Here is a 16,434-nt window from a genome sequence, read left to right as displayed (position 1 = left end):
TCCGCCCAGGCAACCCCGGCAGCGCCAGTCTCCTCCTTCGGCCTTGGCTCCCCCAGCTGCGCCGGGCCGCCGCCTTTCACCCCCATTCGCCCCGGCAGCGCCGGCCCCTCGGCCTCAAGCCGACTTCAATACCGCTGTTCGTGCAGGCCCGCATCCTCGGACCATTCCGCATAATACACGTCCCGCGGCCGTTCGACGCCCCGCTCCCGCAGCAGCGCCAGCAGCCACGCTTCGTCTTTCCCGAGCTCCCGCAGCTCGTCGTGCTGCACGTATCCCTGCGAGATGAGAATGCGCGGCAGCGACGCCGGCTTGACCGGAAGGCCGAGCTCGCGCCGCTTCGGCGGCTCTTCGTCCGGTTTCTTCATGATGCTCAGGCTGCCGTTCGGCTCGAATACGGCATAGGCGACCTCCGTCACGCTGAATACCCCCTGCTCCCGCAGCAGCATGCCGATCTGGTGCATGTCGAGCTTGTTGCGCCGCATGGCGCGGAGATCGACTTCCCCGCCGCGGATGACGATATCCGGCCTGCCGCCGAGCGGCACCGACAGCCAAGGCAGCAGTTGAACCGCTTTCTCGAGCGCGAGCGACAGCGCCATCCACAGCGCGAGCGAATAGAGCAGCTCGAGGAAATGCACCTGCCGGTCGTAGATCGTATTGCCGACGAGTTCGCTCAACATGAGCGAAGACACGAAATCGAACGGCGTCAGCTGGGAAATCTCCTTTTTGCCCAGCAGCTTCGTCATCAGCCACAGCCCGAAGAAGCCCGTCGCGAGCTTCAACGCGATCATCGTATAATCCATTCTTCTCAGCCCCCGTCGCTTCGCAGCTTTTTAGAAGAACTTTACCCGGTTCCGGGCGGCATGAAGCCGAAAAAAACGTCCTGCGTTGTCACCAATGGGCGGGAGCGTAATACGATATATAGACTTTTGACTATCACTAAAAACATCGGAGGTAATACCATGAATCGCGCATTTTTCGGCGGCGGCTTCGGACGCCCGTTCTTCCGCCCGTTCCCCAGCCCGTTCTTCCCGGGCCGCTTCCTGTTCCCGACGTTCTTCTTCTCCCCGTTCTTCTTCCCGTTCTTCCGCGACGATCAAGCGGCCGACATGATCTTCGCCCAGCATCAGGTGAAGCCTGGCGACACGATGGCTTCGATCTGCCACAAATACAACATGCCGCACGTCATGCTGGAGGAAGCGAATCCGCACCTGAACCCGAACCAGCTGAAGGCCGGCGAAACGGTCACCATTCCCCGCATTTCCAACATGCACTGCCACAAGACGTACGCGGAAGCGCCCGCTCAGCAAGGCATGGCGACCGGCCAGCAAGGCATGGCGACCGGCCAGCAAAACTAATCCCGGACCCGGGCGAAAAGGGCAGCCGAAGCCTCGGCTGCCCTTTTCTTTCCGATTTCCCTGCCATCGTTTGCCTCACCTCGTCAGCCCCGCGCATCGGCTTATCTCGGCTCCAATACCGGCTTGCTCAGCCAATGGCGGATCATCGTCAGCAGCTGCGCGCTGTTGACCGGCTTCGTGATGTAGTCCGACGCGCCCGCCTCCAGGCACAGCTCGCGGTCGCCCTTCATCGCTTTCGCGGTCAAGGCGATGATCGGCAGCTCGGCGAACGCGCTCCGCTCGCGGATCGCCCGCGTCGTCTCGTACCCGTCCATGACCGGCATCATGATGTCCATCAGCACGATGTCGACGTCGGGATTCTGCTCCAGCGTCCGGATGGCGTCATGGCCGTTCTCGGCCGGAAGCACCTGCATGTTGTGCCGTTCGAGAATCGTCGTCAGCGCGAAGATGTTCCGAATGTCGTCGTCGACGACGAGCACCTTCTTGAAGGCGATCGACTCGTCGGACGTCCGCTGCCGGACGAGCATCTCCCGGGACGAATCCGCCAAGTTCTCCGTCTTGCGATGCAGGAACAGCGCGGTATCCTCCAGCAGCGTCACCCATGTCCCGGCCTCCTTCAGCACGGCGTGCCGCGCCAGCTCTTCCGCTTCCCGGACCTCGCCGGGCAGCGGCTTTCGGCTCGCGTGCAGCACGATCGGCACATGACGCCGCTCCGGTAGCTTCTGCAGGTCGCGCACCAGCGCGGCGAGCGCGAAGTCCGGCAGGTCGTTGTCGACGACGACGCAATCGAACGCCTTCGCCTTCAGCTGGTTCGCCGCCTTGCGCTGCGTGTCCACGGCGACGAGCTTGACGTCCTTGCCGGCCACGAGCTCCGCCATGCGGCCGCGACGCGCTTCGTCGTGCATGGCGACGAGCAGCTGGCGGACGCCGCGGCCGGCTTCCGCGCAGAGCCGCTCCAGCGCCCGGTCGAGCTCTTCGTTCGACACCGGCTTGCGGATGCAATCGGTGACGCCTTTGCGCAGCAGCTCGACGGCGTCTTCCTCGACGGAAATGACGCAGATCGGGATGTGGCGGACGTCCGGATTGTTCTTCAGCTGCTCGATGACGAGCCCGCCGTCCATGTCGCCGAGCCGCAGGTCGAGCGTGATCGCGTCGGGCTTGTAGCGGACGGCCAGGTGCAGCGCGTCGGCCCCTTTCGTCGTGACGATCGCCTTCACGCCTTTCTTTCGCAGCAGATCGAGCAAAATTCCATTGAACTTCATGTCGTCTTCCACGATCAGGAACACCCGGTCGCCCGGCGCGATCGTTTCCCGGTCGTCGATCGCCGGCTCGCCCGAGTAGGCGGACAAGCTCCGCGACCGGACCTGCGGCGCGACGTCGATCACCTCCGGCACGTAAGCCGGCCTCGGCGCCGGCTCGTCCGCCTCGGCGTCGAGCGGCAAATAGAAGTTGAACGTGCTGCCGATGCCCGGCACGCTGTAGAGGGTCAGCTCGCCGCCGAGCATCGCCGCGATTTCCTTGGAGATCGCAAGGCCGAGCCCCGTTCCGCCGTATTCGCGGTTCGTGCTGCCGTCCGCCTGCTGGAACGCCTCGAAGATGATCTGCTGCTTCTCGGCCGGGATGCCGATGCCGGTGTCGCTGACGGAGAAGCAGAGCACCGTCTTCGCCCGGTTCAGCGCCTCGTTGTCCGCGCTCCAGCCGCCGTCCGCCCGGCGGATCTGCAGCATGACCTGGCCCTGCTCGGTGAACTTGAACGCGTTGGACAGCAGGTTCTTCAGGATCTGCTGCAAGCGCTTCGCGTCCGTCGAGACGACCGCGGGCACGCCGGGCTCCGTCGTCAACCGGAAGTCGAGCTGCTTGTTCGTCATGATCTGCCTGAACATCCGGTCCAGTCCGCCCGTCAGATCGGCCAGCGAGACGTTGCCGTATTCCGGGGTCACCGTGCCGGATTCGATTTTGGACAGGTCGAGAATGTCGTTGATCAGGTTAAGCAGGTCGAGCCCGGATTCCTGAATCGTCTTGGCGAATTTCACCTGCTGCTCGGACAGGTTCGCGTCGGAATTCTCCGCCAGCTGCTCCGCCAGCAGCAGGAGCGAATTCAGCGGAGTGCGCAGCTCGTGCGACATGTTCGCGAGAAACTCCGATTTGTACCGGGACGTCAGCGCGAGCTGCTCGGCCTTCTCTTCCAAATATCGCTTCGCCAGCTCGACCTCGTTGTTCTTGCTCTCGACCTCGGCCTTCTGGATGACGAGCAGCTTTGCCTTGTCCTCCAGCTCCTCGTTCGTGTTCTTCAGCTCGTCCTGCTGCTTCTGCAGCTCCTCGGTCAACAGCTGCGACTGCGCCAGCAGCTGCTCCGTCCGCAGGTTCGCCTGCATGGTGTTGATGACGATGCCGATCGATTCCGTCAGCTGGTCCAGGAAGGCGATGTCGATCTCCGTGAACCGCCGGAAGGACGCCAGCTCCAGCACCGCCAGCACCTGATCCTCGAAAATGATCGGCAGCAGCACGATATTGAGCGGCGTCGCCTCGCCGAGCCCCGAGGAGATGACGACGTAGTCGTTCGGGACGTTCGTGAGCAGGATGCGCTGCTTCTCGATGAGGCACTGGCCGACGAGCCCTTCGCCCGCGCGAAACGCGTTCGACAGATGCTTGCGCTGCTGGTAGGCGTAGCTCGCGAACAGCGCGAGCGACGGCTCTCCGTTCGCCGTCTCGTTGATGTAGAACACGCCGTGCTGCATCGAGACGAGCGGCGCAAGCTCCGACAGGATCATCCGGCAGACCGCGTTCAGGTCGCGCTGGCCCTGCAGCTGGCGGGAAAACTTCGCCAGGTTCGTCTTCAGCCAGTCCTGCTCCGTGTTGATCCGCGTCGTCTCCTTCAGGTTGCGGATCATCTCGTTGATATTGTCCTTCAGCGTCGCCACGTCGCCCGCCGCGGCCACGTCGATCGTCCGCGACAGGTCGCCCTTCGTCACGGCGGTCGCGACGTTCGTGATCGCCCGGACCTGCGTCGTCAAGGTGGTCGCCATGTAATTGACGTTATCGGTCAAATCGCGCCACGTGCCCGCCGCGCCGGGCACGTGGGCTTGGCCGCCGAGCTTGCCTTCCGCGCCGACCTCGCGGGCGACGGTCGTGACCTGCACCGCGAACGTCGCCAGCGTGTCGATCATGTTGTTGATCGTGTCGGTCAGCTCGGCGATCTCGCCTTTGGCCTCCACGTTCAGCTTCTGCTTCATGTTCCCGTTCGCCACGGCGGTCACGACCTTGGCGATGCCGCGCACTTGGTCCGTCAGGTTCGTCGCCATGATGTTGACGTGATCGGTGAGATCCTTCCAGATGCCGCCGACGCCGCGCACCTGCGCTTGGCCGCCGAGCTTGCCTTCCGTCCCGACCTCCCGCGCCACCCGCGTGACCTCCGACGCGAAGGAATTGAGCTGGTCCACCATCGTATTGATCGTGTTCTTCAGCTCGAACAGCTCGCCCTTGACGTCGACCGTGATCTTCTTCGACAGGTCGCCGTTGGCCACCGCCGTCGTGACGCCGGCGATATTCCGCATCTGCACGGTCAGGTTGCTCGCCATATAGTTGACCGTGTCGGTCAAATCCTTCCACGTGCCCGAGACGTCCTTCACCTCGGCCTGCGCGCCGAGCTTCCCTTCCGTGCCGACCTCGCGCGCGACCCGCGTCACCTCGGAGGCGAAGTTGCTCAGCTGGTCCACCATCGTGTTCATCGTATTTTTCAGCTCGAGAATTTCGCCCTTGACGTCGACCGTGATCTTCTTCGAGAGATCGCCTTTCGCCACCGCCGTCGTGACCTCCGCGATGTTGCGCACCTGGTCGGTCAGGTTGCGGGCCATGCTGTTGACGCCTTCGGTCAAATCCTGCCACGTGCCGCCGACGCCCTTCACCTGCGCCTGGCCGCCGAGCTTCCCTTCGGTGCCGACCTCGCGGGCGACCCGCGTCACTTCGGAGGCGAACGTCGAGAGCTGGTCCACCATCGTGTTGATCGTGTTCTTCAGCTCCAGGATCTCGCCCTGCACGTCCGCCGTGATCTTCTTCGACAGGTCGCCGTTCGCCACCGCCGTCGTCACGACCGCGATGTTGCGGACCTGGTTCGTCAGGTTGCTCGCCATGTAATTGACGCTTTCGGTCAAATCGTACCAGGTACCCGCCACGCCGCGCACTTGGGCTTGTCCGCCCAGGATGCCTTCCGTGCCGACCTCGCGCGCCACCCGCGTCACCTCGGAGGAGAACGTCGAGAGCTGGTCCACCATCGTGTTGATCGTGTTCTTCAGCTCCAGGATCTCGCCCTTCGCGCTTACCGTAATGTGCTTCGACAGGTCGCCCTTCGCCACCGCCGTCGTGACTTCGGCGATATTCCGCACCTGGTCGGTCAGCGTGCTCGCCATGAAATTGACGCTGTCCGTGAGGTCCTTCCACGTGCCCGATACGCCCTGCACGTCCGCCCGGCCGCCCAGGATGCCTTCGTTGGAGACTTCGCGCGCCACCCGCGTCACCTCGGAGGCGAAATTGCTCAGTTGGTCCACCATCGTGTTGATCGTGCTTTTCAGCTGCAGGATCTCGCCTTTCGCGTCGACGGTGATCGTCTTCGACAAGTCGCCCTTCGCCACCGCCGTCGTGACCTCCGCGATGTTCCGCACCTGATTGGTCAGGTTGCTCGCCATGTAGTTGACGCTCTCGGTCAAATCGCGCCACGTGCCCGCCACGCCGCTGACCTCGGCTTGTCCGCCCAGGATGCCTTCCGTGCCGACCTCGCGCGCCATCCGCGTCACCTCGGAGGCGAACGTCGAGAGCTGGTCCACCATCGTGTTGATCGTGTTCTTCAGCTCCAGAATCTCGCCCTGCACGTCCGCCGTGATCTTCTTCGACAGGTCGCCGTTCGCGACCGCCGTCGTCACGACCGCGATGTTCCGCACCTGGTTCGTCAGGTTGCTCGCCATGTAATTGACGCTCTCGGTCAAATCGCGCCACGTGCCGGAAACGCCCTTCACGTCCGCTTGCCCGCCGAGCTTGCCTTCCGTCCCGACCTCGCGCGCCACCCGCGTCACTTCCGAGGCGAACGTCGAGAGCTGGTCCACCATCGTGTTGATCGTGTTCTTCAGCTCCAGGATCTCGCCTTTGGCGCTGACCGTGATCTGCTTGGACAGGTCGCCGTTCGCGACGGCGGTCGTTACGGCGGCGATATTGCGGACCTGATCCGTCAAATTGCTCGCCATGTTGTTGACGCTGTCGGTCAAGTCCTTCCAGGTGCCGGAGACGCCCTTCACGTCCGCCTGCCCGCCGAGCTTGCCGTCGGTCCCGACCTCGCGCGCCACCCGCGTCACCTCCGACGCGAACGTGCTCAGCTGGTTCACCATCCGGTTGATGTTGGTCGCCGTCCGCTGGAATTCGCCGGTGAGCGGCCGCCCCTCGAACTCGAGCTCCACCTTCTGCGACAGGTCGCCCTGCGCGACGGCGTTGATCACCCGCACCATCTCGCTCGTGGGCTGAATGAGGTCGACGACGAGTCCGTTCAGCGAATCCACCGCCGTCTCCCAGGAGCCGCCCGGGTTCTTGTGGACGAAGCGCCGGCTCAGCTTGCCTTCCTTGCCGACGACCCGCGCGACGGACTCCGCTTCCTTCACCAGGCTTTCCATCATATCGGCGATTTCGTTGAACGTATCCGCGACCTTGCCGGATACGCCGGTCAGGTGATAGGGCAGCCGATACGCGAAATCGCCCTTCTTCATCGCCATCAAAGCGCCGAGCAGCAGCCCCGCGTCGAGCGGATCGGCCGTCTGCATCGGCCATTCGTTATCGGGTTCGATCATGTGGAATCCCTGCCTTCATCGAGATTGGTCTTGCCATTGGCTTGCCCGGCGCCGGGCGTTCGTCCCGCCGCGATCGTGAACCGGAACAAAGCGCCGCGGCCGTGGACGGGGATAGCCTCGATCGTGCCGCCCATCAGCTCGACGAGCGCTTTGCTGATGGACAGTCCGAGGCCCGTCCCGTCGAATTTGCGGTTCGCGGCGCCGTCGACCTGATAGAACGGCTGGAAGAGCAGCCGCAGCTTGTCGGCCGGAATGCCGATGCCCGTGTCCCGGACGGAAAATTCGAGCAGCAGCCGTTCGCCCCGCTCCTCCAGCAGCTTCGCGCCGATATCGATCCGGCCTTCCGCCGTGAATTTCACGGCGTTGCCGATCAGGTTGACGAGCACCTGCCGCAGCCGGAGCATATCGCCGACAATGACATCGGGCAGCGCCGGATCGACGTTCACGCCGACGGTCAGCCGCAGCTTGCGCACGTTCGCCGTGAACAGCTCCAGCGTCTCGTCCACGCACGCGCGGAGCGGGAACGGTTCCTCGTTCAGCGCCAATTTGCCGGATTCCAGTTTCGAGAAATCCAAAATATGATTAATGACGTTCAGCAGGGCATTCCCGCTCGCAAAGATGATCTCGACCATCTCGGCCTGCTCGCGGGGCAGGTCGCACGTCAGCAGCAGATCGGACATGCCGATGATGCCGTTCAGCGGCGTCCGGATTTCGTGGCTCATCATCGCCAGAAAATCCGACTTGGCGCGCGAGGCCACCTCGGCCTCCTCCTTCGCCCGCTGCAGCTCCCGGTTCGCTTTCTCCAGCTGATGCGTCTGCAGCTTCAGCAGCTCGCTCTGCCGGCTAAGCGACCGGTTCGCCTCGTAGAAGCCGATGTATCCTTCGACCTTGGCCCGCAGCACCTGCGGAATGACGGGCCACTCCATATAATCCACGGCGCCCGGAAATTCCGCCGTCTCGCCGGATTCCCCGCGTTCGCCCGCTGAGAGAAAAATAATCGGGATATGCCGCGACTTGTCCCGCGCCTTGATCATGCGCGCCGTTTCGAAGCCGTTCATTTCGGCCATTCGGACGGCGAGGACGATGACGGCGAAGTCGTGGTCCAGCAAGCGGCGCAGCGCCTCTTGCCCCGAATAGGCCCGCATCGGGCGGCCCGGCATGCCGGCGATGGCGGCTTCGACGGCGGCCAGATGCTCCGGCCGTTCGTCCACGATCAGCACTTGTACGGATGGCTTCACCGCTCGGCGTCCCCTCCTTTTCTAAAGTTGCTTATACCCTTTATCACCGCCGCGCGCGGACAATGAATCACGCTTTAACGAATCTTTATGCCAGACCTCGACAGAAAAAGCCGAAGCCCGCGCGAAAACGGGTCCTCGGCATCGGGACGGGGTGTCCGTTCCGGCGAACGAGCGGCGCGGCGCCCGAAACCGGGCGCGAAATAACGCGATTCGAAGCGTCGCGCAACATGCGCGGACGAATCGGGATTTCGCGCGCGCGCGGGAACGCGCGCGCTCCGGCATCGGTTTCATGCGCATCCGGCATTGAATAATGCCGAGATTGTGATTATAATCACAAGTAGACAATTCCAATGAAATGAAGGGATTCGCGTGCCATTTTTACGGTTTAAAGGCTTTCCGACGGCGTTTCTGAAGCAGCTCGCGCCGCCGCTCGTCGAGGAATTCGCCAAGCTCGTCCGCATTCCGAAGGAGATCGTGAAGATCGAACAGCTGGACATCCAACTCATTACGAATACGCCCCGCTCCGTCGAGATTCTTATGTTCCAGCGCGCCCAGGAGATGCATGACGCCATCGCGTCCAAGGTGCACCGGATGCTGACCGACTTCGGCTATGAGAACGTTCATATTTTTTTCGTCATCCTCTCGCCTTCGCTGTATTATAAAGAAGGCAAACCGCTTTCGTATGCCCAAGCCCGGACCGTTTGATCCGGGCCGGACGGGCGCCGGCTTCCGCCGCGCCGCGGCAGGCCGCGAGCGAACGTCCACCGAACGCGCGATACCCCCGGCATCCGATGCCGGGGGTATGTTGTCGTTGATTGCGATTGGCAGGGAAGGCTCGCCCGGGCGGATCCGGATCAGTAAGCCGTCCAGCCCGCGTCGGCCGTCACGACCGTGCCGTTCACGAAGCCGGCGTCGTCCGATGCCAGGAACAGCGCGACGCGGGCGATGTCGACCGGCTCGCCCGACCGCGGATTCAGCTGGATGCCGGCCATCGCCCGCTCCATGCCGAAGGCGTTCGGCTCGTTGATGGACGTGCCGATGTTCGTGTTGACGCCGCCCGGCGCGATGGCGTTGCAGCGGATGCCGTAGTTCGCGTATTGAAAGCCGACGTTCTTCGTGAAGCCGACGACCGCGTGCTTGGACGCCGTATACGCGGCGCCCGCGCGCGAGCCCTGCAGGCCGCCCGCCGAGGCGATGTTGACGATGACGCCGCTCTTCTTCGCCATGAAGATCGGCAGCGCTTGGCGCGTCGTGCGCATGACGCCCGTCGCGTTGACGGCGAAGACCCTGTCCCAGAGCTCGTCCGTCAGGTCCGCGGCCGGCACGAAATTATCCATGATGCCCGCGTTGTTGACGAGAATGTCGAGCGTGCCGTACGCTTCCGCCGCTTTCGCGACCAGCCGCCGCACGTCGTCTTCCTTGGCGACGTTGGCCGCGACCGCGACCGCCGTGCCGCCCGCCTCCGCGATGCCGTCCGCGACGGCTTGCGCCGCATCGAGCCGCAGGTCGCCGACGACCACTTTCGCGCCTTCTGCCGCGAACAGCTCCGCGATTGCCTTGCCCATGCCCGATGCCGCGCCCGTCACGATCGCTGCTTTACCGGAAAGTCTCATGTTCGAATTCCTCCGCTTCCGTAGTAGGCTTGTCCGGCACGAATTCATTCCGACGCCGGGCAGTCCGTTACCGTCAATAAAATATACAAATGTACATTAACGTACGTCTGTATATGCCGATTATAATCCTGGCGCGAAAGTCCCACAATCATTAAACCTCTTTCAAATGTGACTTACTATACAGTATGATAGGAAATGTCCGATAACGCGCAAAAGGAATGAAAACGATGACGACGACGGAAGAAGACAAGAAACCGGACCGGCGCGTCCAGCGCAGCCGGGAAGCGCTGCGCTGCGCCCTGATCGCGCTCATGAAGAAGAAGAGCTTCGGCGCGATCTCCATCACGGAGATCGTCGAAACGGCCAATTACAACCGCGGGACGTTCTATTCGCATTACGACGGCAAAGAAGCGCTGCTGGACGACATCATCGCCGAGCTCATCCGGGAACTGCTTCAATCGTTCCGCGCTCCGTACGAAGGAACCGACGTCTTTCTGATCAGCGAGCTGTCCGCGAATTCGGTCATGATTTTCGATCATATTTACGAGAACGCCTCGTTGTACACGGTGCTGCTGAAGAGCGAAGTGCTGCCGAAAGTGAAGGAAGCGATGCTGCTCGCCTTGAAGCGGATTCTCGTCGAGGAACTGCAGCCGGTGGACGACGGGCGCGGCCTCAACCAGGAGCTGCTCGTCGTGTATGCCATCCATGCGCTGCTCGGGCTCGTCTTCTACTGGATCGAGAACGGCTTCCATTATTCGCCCGCCTACATGCAGGAGCAGCTGGTGAAAATCATCAACACGGATCCGTCGTCGGCCCGGTCGAACGTCAAGCGGCCGCAGCACTGAAAGAAGGCTTCCCGGCGGGCAATGCGCCCGCTCGGAAAGCCTTGTTTGGTTTGGCCACGCCGCGTGAAAGCACGGCGGAATGACGGATCGGCAGCCCGTTGCGCCAGCGGTCCGACCGAGTCCCCGCCGAACGGTCCGATGCTTGATCAAGCCGGCCGCGTGGCGCAAACCCGTTTCGGGCGGAATGCGCAAAAAAGCCCGCCTCCCCCGAAGAGGGAAACGGACTCTCCTGCCTTGCGCCGGCGCCTCCGGAACATTCCGTCACTCGGCACCGGCATCAAGCCTCATCTCGTATAGATGCGCGCTGTATTCCCCGTCGAATCGGCCGCGCAGCGTCAAGCCGTGGCGGACGTAAAACGCGTTGAGCGCCGGATTGTCCGCCATGCAGTCGAGCCGGAGCCACGACTTGCCCTGCTCCCGGATGTAACCGGCGGCCTGCTCGAGCAGCCGGGTTCCGATTCCATGCCCCCGATGCTTGCGCGACGTGACGAGCTTATGCACGTAACCGGCATCTTCGTGGTACAGCTCGCCCCAGATGTCTTCGTACGCCCAATGGACCGAGAAGCAGCCGACCGGACGTCCCTCCGCCATCGCGGCGAATACCGTGTGTTCGCCGATGAAGTTTTCGATGAACGCTTGCGTGAACCAGCCTTCCTGCCATTGCGCGATGCCCTTCGCCTCGCGAATCCACGCCGCCGCTTCCACGTACAGCTCGCGCAAAGCCTCCGCATCCGCCAAGCGTGCCCGACGAACGATGAACTCCATTCCGATCCGAACGCTCCCTTCCTCCTCGCCGGTATCCTGCAGCGGGCCGATAATCATCCGTAGTGTAGCGCCGAACGCCCAAGCCTGTCAATGCTTGGGCGAACGACGCGCCGAGGCGGCCGTCCCCGCATGTCTCCTACCCAGCACGTCTTTCGAAGCCGGATAATAGCATAACGGTGTAACCAATTCACGCGAGGAGGCCTGAATCCGATGTTGAGAAAGCCGTCCAGCCGATTCAAAACCGGGACGAAAGCGCGTTACCGGATGCAGCGGCATGTCCACGAATTCGAAGGCAGCACCAAACTGGCCGAAGAAGGCAACGATCGCCACAACCACCGTTTCGCCGGCGTCACCGGCCAGGCGATTCGCTCGGGCAGCAGCCATGTGCACGAAATCGTCCTGAACCGCACCGATTTCTTCGATCATTTTCACAAACTCGTCAAAATTCGCACCGGTCCCGCCATTCCGGTCGGCAACGGCAAGCACGTGCATTTCGTCAGCGGCCGGACGACCGTCGTCGATGCGCATCGGCACCAATTCAACTTCGCGACCTTGATCGACTCCCCGTTGACCTAACGGCTCGCGAAGCCGGAATAACCGGCAACGAAAAAGCCGCGGACTCCGCGGCTTTTTCGGCATGCGCCGTTTCTACGGGCGCACCTTTAGCTCCATGACGTATTGGGCAAACGCCGTCTCGAAGCCGGCCTCGATAAGCAGCTTCGCCGCGAGGCTCGATTCCGGGAGGTTGTCGGCGGTCCGCCGAACCGGCGCGTCCGCGGAGCCGTACAACGCCGCCAGCAGGAACGCCGCCGCTTCGCGGCCGTCGCCGCGCGCCGGATCGAACCCGGCCTGCAGGAGATGGACGCCTCTCGGCGTTCCGTCCTCGCCGAAGCTGCGCTTGTACAGCGCGAAGCCCGCGGTCTCGCCGTTTCCGTCCGCCGCCAGCGCCGCTTCCGCGTCCGCGGCGTTCGGCCATTGCGAGCACCACGGCGCGTCGCCGCGATAATACCGCAGACGCCCGGCCTCGCTCGGGTGCGCGCGGCGCAGCGCGTAGGCGCCGGAACCGGCGCGTCCGCCGTCCGCGCCGCCCGGGAACAACGGCATCTTCGCCGGCTCCTTCGGCTGCGCCAGGATCAGCACCCGTTTGCGGATCGCGTAGCCGCAGCGGCGGTAAAGCGCGACGGCCGCGTCGTTCGCCATGATCGCTTCCAAGCTGGCCGCATGCACGCCGAGCTCTTCGTAGACGCGGATCGCTTCGCGCATCATGGCCGTCCCGACGCCCGCGCCGCGATATCGGGGCACGACGGCCGTGCCGCCGTTCCAGGCGAGCGTCCGGCCGCCGTCCCGGCGCAAGCCGGTCAGGACGAAGCCGACGGGCTCGCCGTCCGCGACCGCCACGACGGAATGCTCCGGCCGGATGTTCGCCGTCCCGATGTACTTCACATGCTGGGCCAACGTTCGCATCATATCGGCGTAATAGCCCGAAAATCCTTCGTTCCACAGCGTAAGCGACGCTTTGTACGACAATTCGCTAAGTCTCCGCAGCTTGACGTTTTGCTTCATTCGGCGATCACAGCCCTTCCCCGTTAATACCCTTATTATCCGTCGGTTTGCGGCCCCGCTCAAGTCGCTCCGTCATCGCTTCGCCTTGAATTTCGGACCTTTTTGGTTCGATGTCGCGCTTATTGAAACTTTGACTTTACTTCTATTAATGCAACTTCGGCTTCGCTCATATCGAAACTTCGGCTCCGCTCTTATTGAAAGTTCGCCTTCGTTCTTATTGAAACTTTCGCCTTCGCTCTTATTGAAACTTCGCCTTCGTCTCATTGAACGCCTGCATATACCACGTCCAGTATTCGTCCGCGCCCGCGTCGTTCAGCTTCTTGATCAGCGCGTCCTGCTTCTTCTTGTAATCCGCGTCGTCCTTGGCATGCAGCACGATGTCCGGAATCCCCTTCGTGATCAGATCGTCCAGCTTCGTCTGAACGCGCTTGACGACGTCCGGCGGCGCCGGCATCGCGGCCTGCACGTCCTGCGGCACGACGTCGAGCGTCAGCACCTTGCCCGCGTCGGCGTTCTTCTTGTAGGCCTCGGCCGGATACGTCACCCCGTAATGGTCGTCGTAATCCTTGTTCAGCGAGTTGACCTTCGTCGCGAACACTTCCGGCGTGTTGAAGAGGTTGACGACGCTGCCGTCCCCGAGCGCCGTGAAGTCGGTCAAGCCCTGCCGGTTCGCGAACATGCCGATGCCCGGGCGATCGCGGGAATGGCCCGCCCGGTCGGCGCCGGCTGATCCGCCGCATGCCCGTAAATGGCCGGAATGTTCAGCGTCACCCGCGTCTCCGCGTGCTCCGCGCTGCCGATCTTGATGCCGTACCGCTCGCCGAAATGCAGCCGGATCCGCTTGTTAACTTGCTGAGGCCGATTCCCTTGGACGGCCGGTCGCTTGCTTCCGCGTCCCGCAGCATCCGGTTGAGCGCGTCGACCCGTTCCGGCGGCATGCCGCCGCGCGTGTCGCGCATGACGACGTCGGGCCTCCGCCCGCCGCTGTAATGCGTCCATGCTTCCCGGCCGTTCGCCGCGTCCGCGACGACCGCCATGATGTACCTTTCCCACGCGACCGCGTTTTTGAAGCCCAAGCGAACGAGCCTTTCGTCTTCGACGATCATGACGCTGTACATGCGGCCCCTCCCCCGACGGGTGACCCGTTCTCGGCGTTCTTAAGCAATACCATGCGCCATGCCTCGCGGATTTGGCAATCGTTAGCTTCAATTGACGAAACGAACAGTTGTTCGAATACGCGTTAGATGCTAAGATGGAAAAGATAAGGGCATTTTCCAGTTATCCATTCGCCCATTTAAAGGAGGAGCAAAAAAGTGAACGTTTCCCCCGAAGCGGAACGCGCTTCAACCGATTTGAGCGGCATCAAGCGAGGGCCGATCGTCGCCGCGCTCATCATCGGCGCGTTCGTGGCGATTCTGAACGAGACGCTGCTGAACATCGCCTTCCCCGACCTTATGATCGAATTCAACATCTCGCCGGCCACGATTCAATGGCTCTCGACGGCGTATATGCTCGTCATCGGCATCCTCGTGCCGGTCACGGCGCTGCTTCAGCAATGGTTCACCACGAGGCAGATGTTCCTGAGCGCGATGATTCTGTTCCTGGCCGGGACGATCATCTGCGGCGTGTCGCCGGTCTTCGAGATGCTGCTCGTCGGCCGGGTCGTGCAGGCGCTCGGAACGGGACTCATGCTGCCCGTCATGATGAACACGATCCTCGTCATCTTCCCGCCCGAGAAGCGCGGCGGCGCCATGGGCATGATCGGCCTCGTCATCATGTTCGGACCGGCGATCGGACCGACGCTGGCCGGCCTCATCATCGACCAACTGGACTGGCGCTGGCTGTTCTACCTGGTCATTCCGCTCGCGGCGTTCTCCGTCGCCTTCGCGGCGGCGTACCTGCGCAACGTGTCCGACATCACCAAGCCGAAGGTGGACGTCTTGTCCATCCTGCTCTCGACCGTCGGCTTCGGAGGCATCGTCTACGGCTTCAGCAAAGCCGGCGAAGGATCCTGGACGGATCCGGTCGTCGTCTGGATGATCGCCGTCGGCGCCGTCGGCGTCGTGCTCTTCGTCATCCGCCAGCTGCTCGTGCGCGAACCGATCATGGACCTGCGGGCGTTCAAATTCCCGATGTTCTCGCTCGTCACGGTCATGATGCTCGTCCTCATGATGACGCTGTTCTCCACGATGATCCTGCTGCCGCTCTTCCTGCAGACGGCGCTCCTGATGACGGCGTTCAAGGCGGGTCTCACGCTCATGCCGGGCGGCATCATCAACGGCGTCATGGCGCCGGTCTCCGGCAAGCTGTTCGACAAGTTCGGTCCGCGCGTGCTCGTCGTGCCCGGCCTCATTCTCGTGCTGCTCGCGGTCTGGCTGTTCACCGACATCTCCGTTGACACGACGGCGGGCTACGTCGTCACGCTCCATATCATTCTGCTCGTCGGCATCTCGCTCGTCATGATGCCCGCGCAGACGACGGGGCTGAATCAGCTGCCGCGCCAGCTGTACCCGCACGGCACCGCGATTCTGAACACGCTGCAGCAGGTCGCCGGCGCGATCGGCACGGCGCTGTTCATCAGCATCATGTCGTCCGGCACGAAGGATTTCATGACGAAATCGCCGAACGCGACCCCGGCCGAAGGCTTGGTCGCCGGCCTGCAGGACGCGTTCCTGATCGGCTTCTTCATCGGCCTCGTCGCGCTGGTGCTCGGCTTCTTCATTAAGCGCGTCACGGCGCCGAAGGAAGAGAACAAGCAAGAAGTGGCTTAGCGCCAAGCGCCGGCCGATCCGTGAAAAAGCACCCTCCCGTCCGTTCCGGGCTCCCCTCGCGGGATGCCCGGTACGGACGCAGGGTGCTTTTTTTGCTGTCGCGCGCCTTCGGGTTCTAGTCGGTTTGCGGCACGCGGAACCGTTTGACGATGTCCGCGGCGTATTTGACGATGACCGACGCGCCGCCGATAAAGTAAAGCACGATCAGCGTGTAATGCGTAGGGTCGATCGAGGTCATCGAGAGGATGAGATTCAGTGGCACGACGTAGAACAAGATATCCTTCAAATACCCGAGAAACGTCGTATCGAAGGAGCCCGACCAGAACGAACGGGCGAAGGCGACCGCGAAGTCCAAGATCATGAAGGCGAATACGCCCCACATCGTATAGACGACCCAATCCCCGAGCGAGAGTCCGTAATGCATTGTTCATCACCACCTTGCTCCACCATATGTTC

Annotated in this window: 14 protein-coding genes; 5 read left to right on the top strand and 9 right to left on the bottom strand. The window is 62.7% G+C overall.

Annotation, left to right across the window (positions count from 1 at the left end; translation table 11 throughout):
• Positions 1-125: 125 nt before the first annotated feature.
• Positions 126-800 carry a YetF domain-containing protein gene (locus BMZ79_RS02830; RefSeq protein ID WP_090636340.1) on the bottom strand — a complete coding sequence of 225 codons (675 nt, stop codon included), beginning with the start codon at positions 798-800 and terminating at the stop codon, positions 126-128.
• 159 nt (positions 801-959) lie between these two features.
• Here BMZ79_RS02830 and BMZ79_RS02825 point away from each other — a divergent pair, with 159 nt between their 5' ends.
• Complete coding sequence (locus tag BMZ79_RS02825) at positions 960-1,355, top strand: LysM peptidoglycan-binding domain-containing protein (protein ID WP_090636339.1); 396 nt, start codon at positions 960-962, stop codon at positions 1,353-1,355.
• 101 nt (positions 1,356-1,456) lie between these two features.
• Here the strand turns inward: BMZ79_RS02825 and BMZ79_RS02820 are convergent, their stop codons facing one another.
• Complete coding sequence (locus tag BMZ79_RS02820) at positions 1,457-7,183, bottom strand: HAMP domain-containing protein (protein ID WP_256252522.1); 5,727 nt, start codon at positions 7,181-7,183, stop codon at positions 1,457-1,459.
• The gene (locus BMZ79_RS02815) at positions 7,180-8,421 is read right to left on the bottom strand and encodes an ATP-binding protein (protein WP_090636337.1); all 1,242 of its coding nucleotides are present in this window, start codon (positions 8,419-8,421) and stop codon (positions 7,180-7,182) included. The genes BMZ79_RS02820 and BMZ79_RS02815 overlap by 4 nt, the downstream gene beginning before the upstream one ends.
• Before the next feature lie 369 nt (positions 8,422-8,790).
• On the opposite strand from BMZ79_RS02815, the gene BMZ79_RS02810 reads away from it, so the two are divergent.
• Complete coding sequence (locus BMZ79_RS02810; protein ID WP_090636336.1) at positions 8,791-9,126, top strand: DUF1904 family protein; 336 nt, start codon at positions 8,791-8,793, stop codon at positions 9,124-9,126.
• Between the two features lie 149 nt (positions 9,127-9,275).
• Here the strand turns inward: BMZ79_RS02810 and BMZ79_RS02805 are convergent, their stop codons facing one another.
• Complete coding sequence (locus tag BMZ79_RS02805; RefSeq protein WP_090636334.1) at positions 9,276-10,034, bottom strand: SDR family oxidoreductase; 759 nt, start codon at positions 10,032-10,034, stop codon at positions 9,276-9,278.
• Between the two features lie 218 nt (positions 10,035-10,252).
• Here BMZ79_RS02805 and BMZ79_RS02800 point away from each other — a divergent pair, with 218 nt between their 5' ends.
• Entirely contained in the window at positions 10,253-10,879 is a 627-nt protein-coding gene (locus tag BMZ79_RS02800; RefSeq protein WP_256252521.1) for a TetR/AcrR family transcriptional regulator, read from the top strand.
• Between the two features lie 261 nt (positions 10,880-11,140).
• Here BMZ79_RS02800 and BMZ79_RS02795 read toward each other — a convergent pair whose 3' ends face one another.
• A complete protein-coding gene (locus BMZ79_RS02795) occupies positions 11,141-11,701 on the bottom strand; it encodes a GNAT family N-acetyltransferase (RefSeq protein WP_090636330.1) in 561 nt (186 codons plus the stop codon).
• Between the two features lie 153 nt (positions 11,702-11,854).
• Here BMZ79_RS02795 and BMZ79_RS02790 point away from each other — a divergent pair, with 153 nt between their 5' ends.
• On the top strand, positions 11,855-12,220 hold the full coding sequence (locus tag BMZ79_RS02790; protein WP_090636328.1) for a YmaF family protein: 366 nt from the start codon (positions 11,855-11,857) through the stop codon (positions 12,218-12,220).
• Positions 12,221-12,292: 72 nt separating this feature from the next.
• On the opposite strand, the gene BMZ79_RS02785 is transcribed toward BMZ79_RS02790, so the two are convergent.
• The 3 genes from BMZ79_RS02785 to BMZ79_RS02775 form a co-directional block, all read right to left on the bottom strand.
• Positions 12,293-13,207: a GNAT family N-acetyltransferase gene (locus tag BMZ79_RS02785; RefSeq protein ID WP_090636326.1), complete on the bottom strand. Its 915-nt coding sequence runs from the start codon at positions 13,205-13,207 to the stop codon at positions 12,293-12,295.
• Between the two features lie 238 nt (positions 13,208-13,445).
• Positions 13,446-13,886 carry a hypothetical protein gene (locus tag BMZ79_RS02780; protein WP_090636324.1) on the bottom strand — a complete coding sequence of 147 codons (441 nt, stop codon included), beginning with the start codon at positions 13,884-13,886 and terminating at the stop codon, positions 13,446-13,448.
• Positions 13,887-13,974: 88 nt separating this feature from the next.
• On the bottom strand, positions 13,975-14,325 hold the full coding sequence (locus BMZ79_RS02775) for a response regulator (protein WP_090636323.1): 351 nt from the start codon (positions 14,323-14,325) through the stop codon (positions 13,975-13,977).
• 234 nt (positions 14,326-14,559) lie between these two features.
• On the opposite strand from BMZ79_RS02775, the gene BMZ79_RS02770 reads away from it, so the two are divergent.
• Positions 14,560-15,978 (top strand): DHA2 family efflux MFS transporter permease subunit, encoded by a 1,419-nt coding sequence (locus BMZ79_RS02770; RefSeq protein ID WP_371263629.1) that lies wholly within the window; start codon positions 14,560-14,562, stop codon positions 15,976-15,978.
• A gap of 115 nt (positions 15,979-16,093) precedes the next feature.
• Here the strand turns inward: BMZ79_RS02770 and BMZ79_RS02765 are convergent, their stop codons facing one another.
• Entirely contained in the window at positions 16,094-16,402 is a 309-nt protein-coding gene (locus tag BMZ79_RS02765; protein WP_090636319.1) for a hypothetical protein, read from the bottom strand.
• Between the last annotated feature and the right edge of the window lie 32 nt (positions 16,403-16,434).

It is taken from the genome of Paenibacillus sp. UNC496MF, assembly GCF_900113915.1.
Classification (GTDB): domain Bacteria; phylum Bacillota; class Bacilli; order Paenibacillales; family Paenibacillaceae; genus Paenibacillus_Z; species Paenibacillus_Z artemisiicola.
This window is presented reverse-complemented; position numbering and strand designations above follow the sequence as displayed.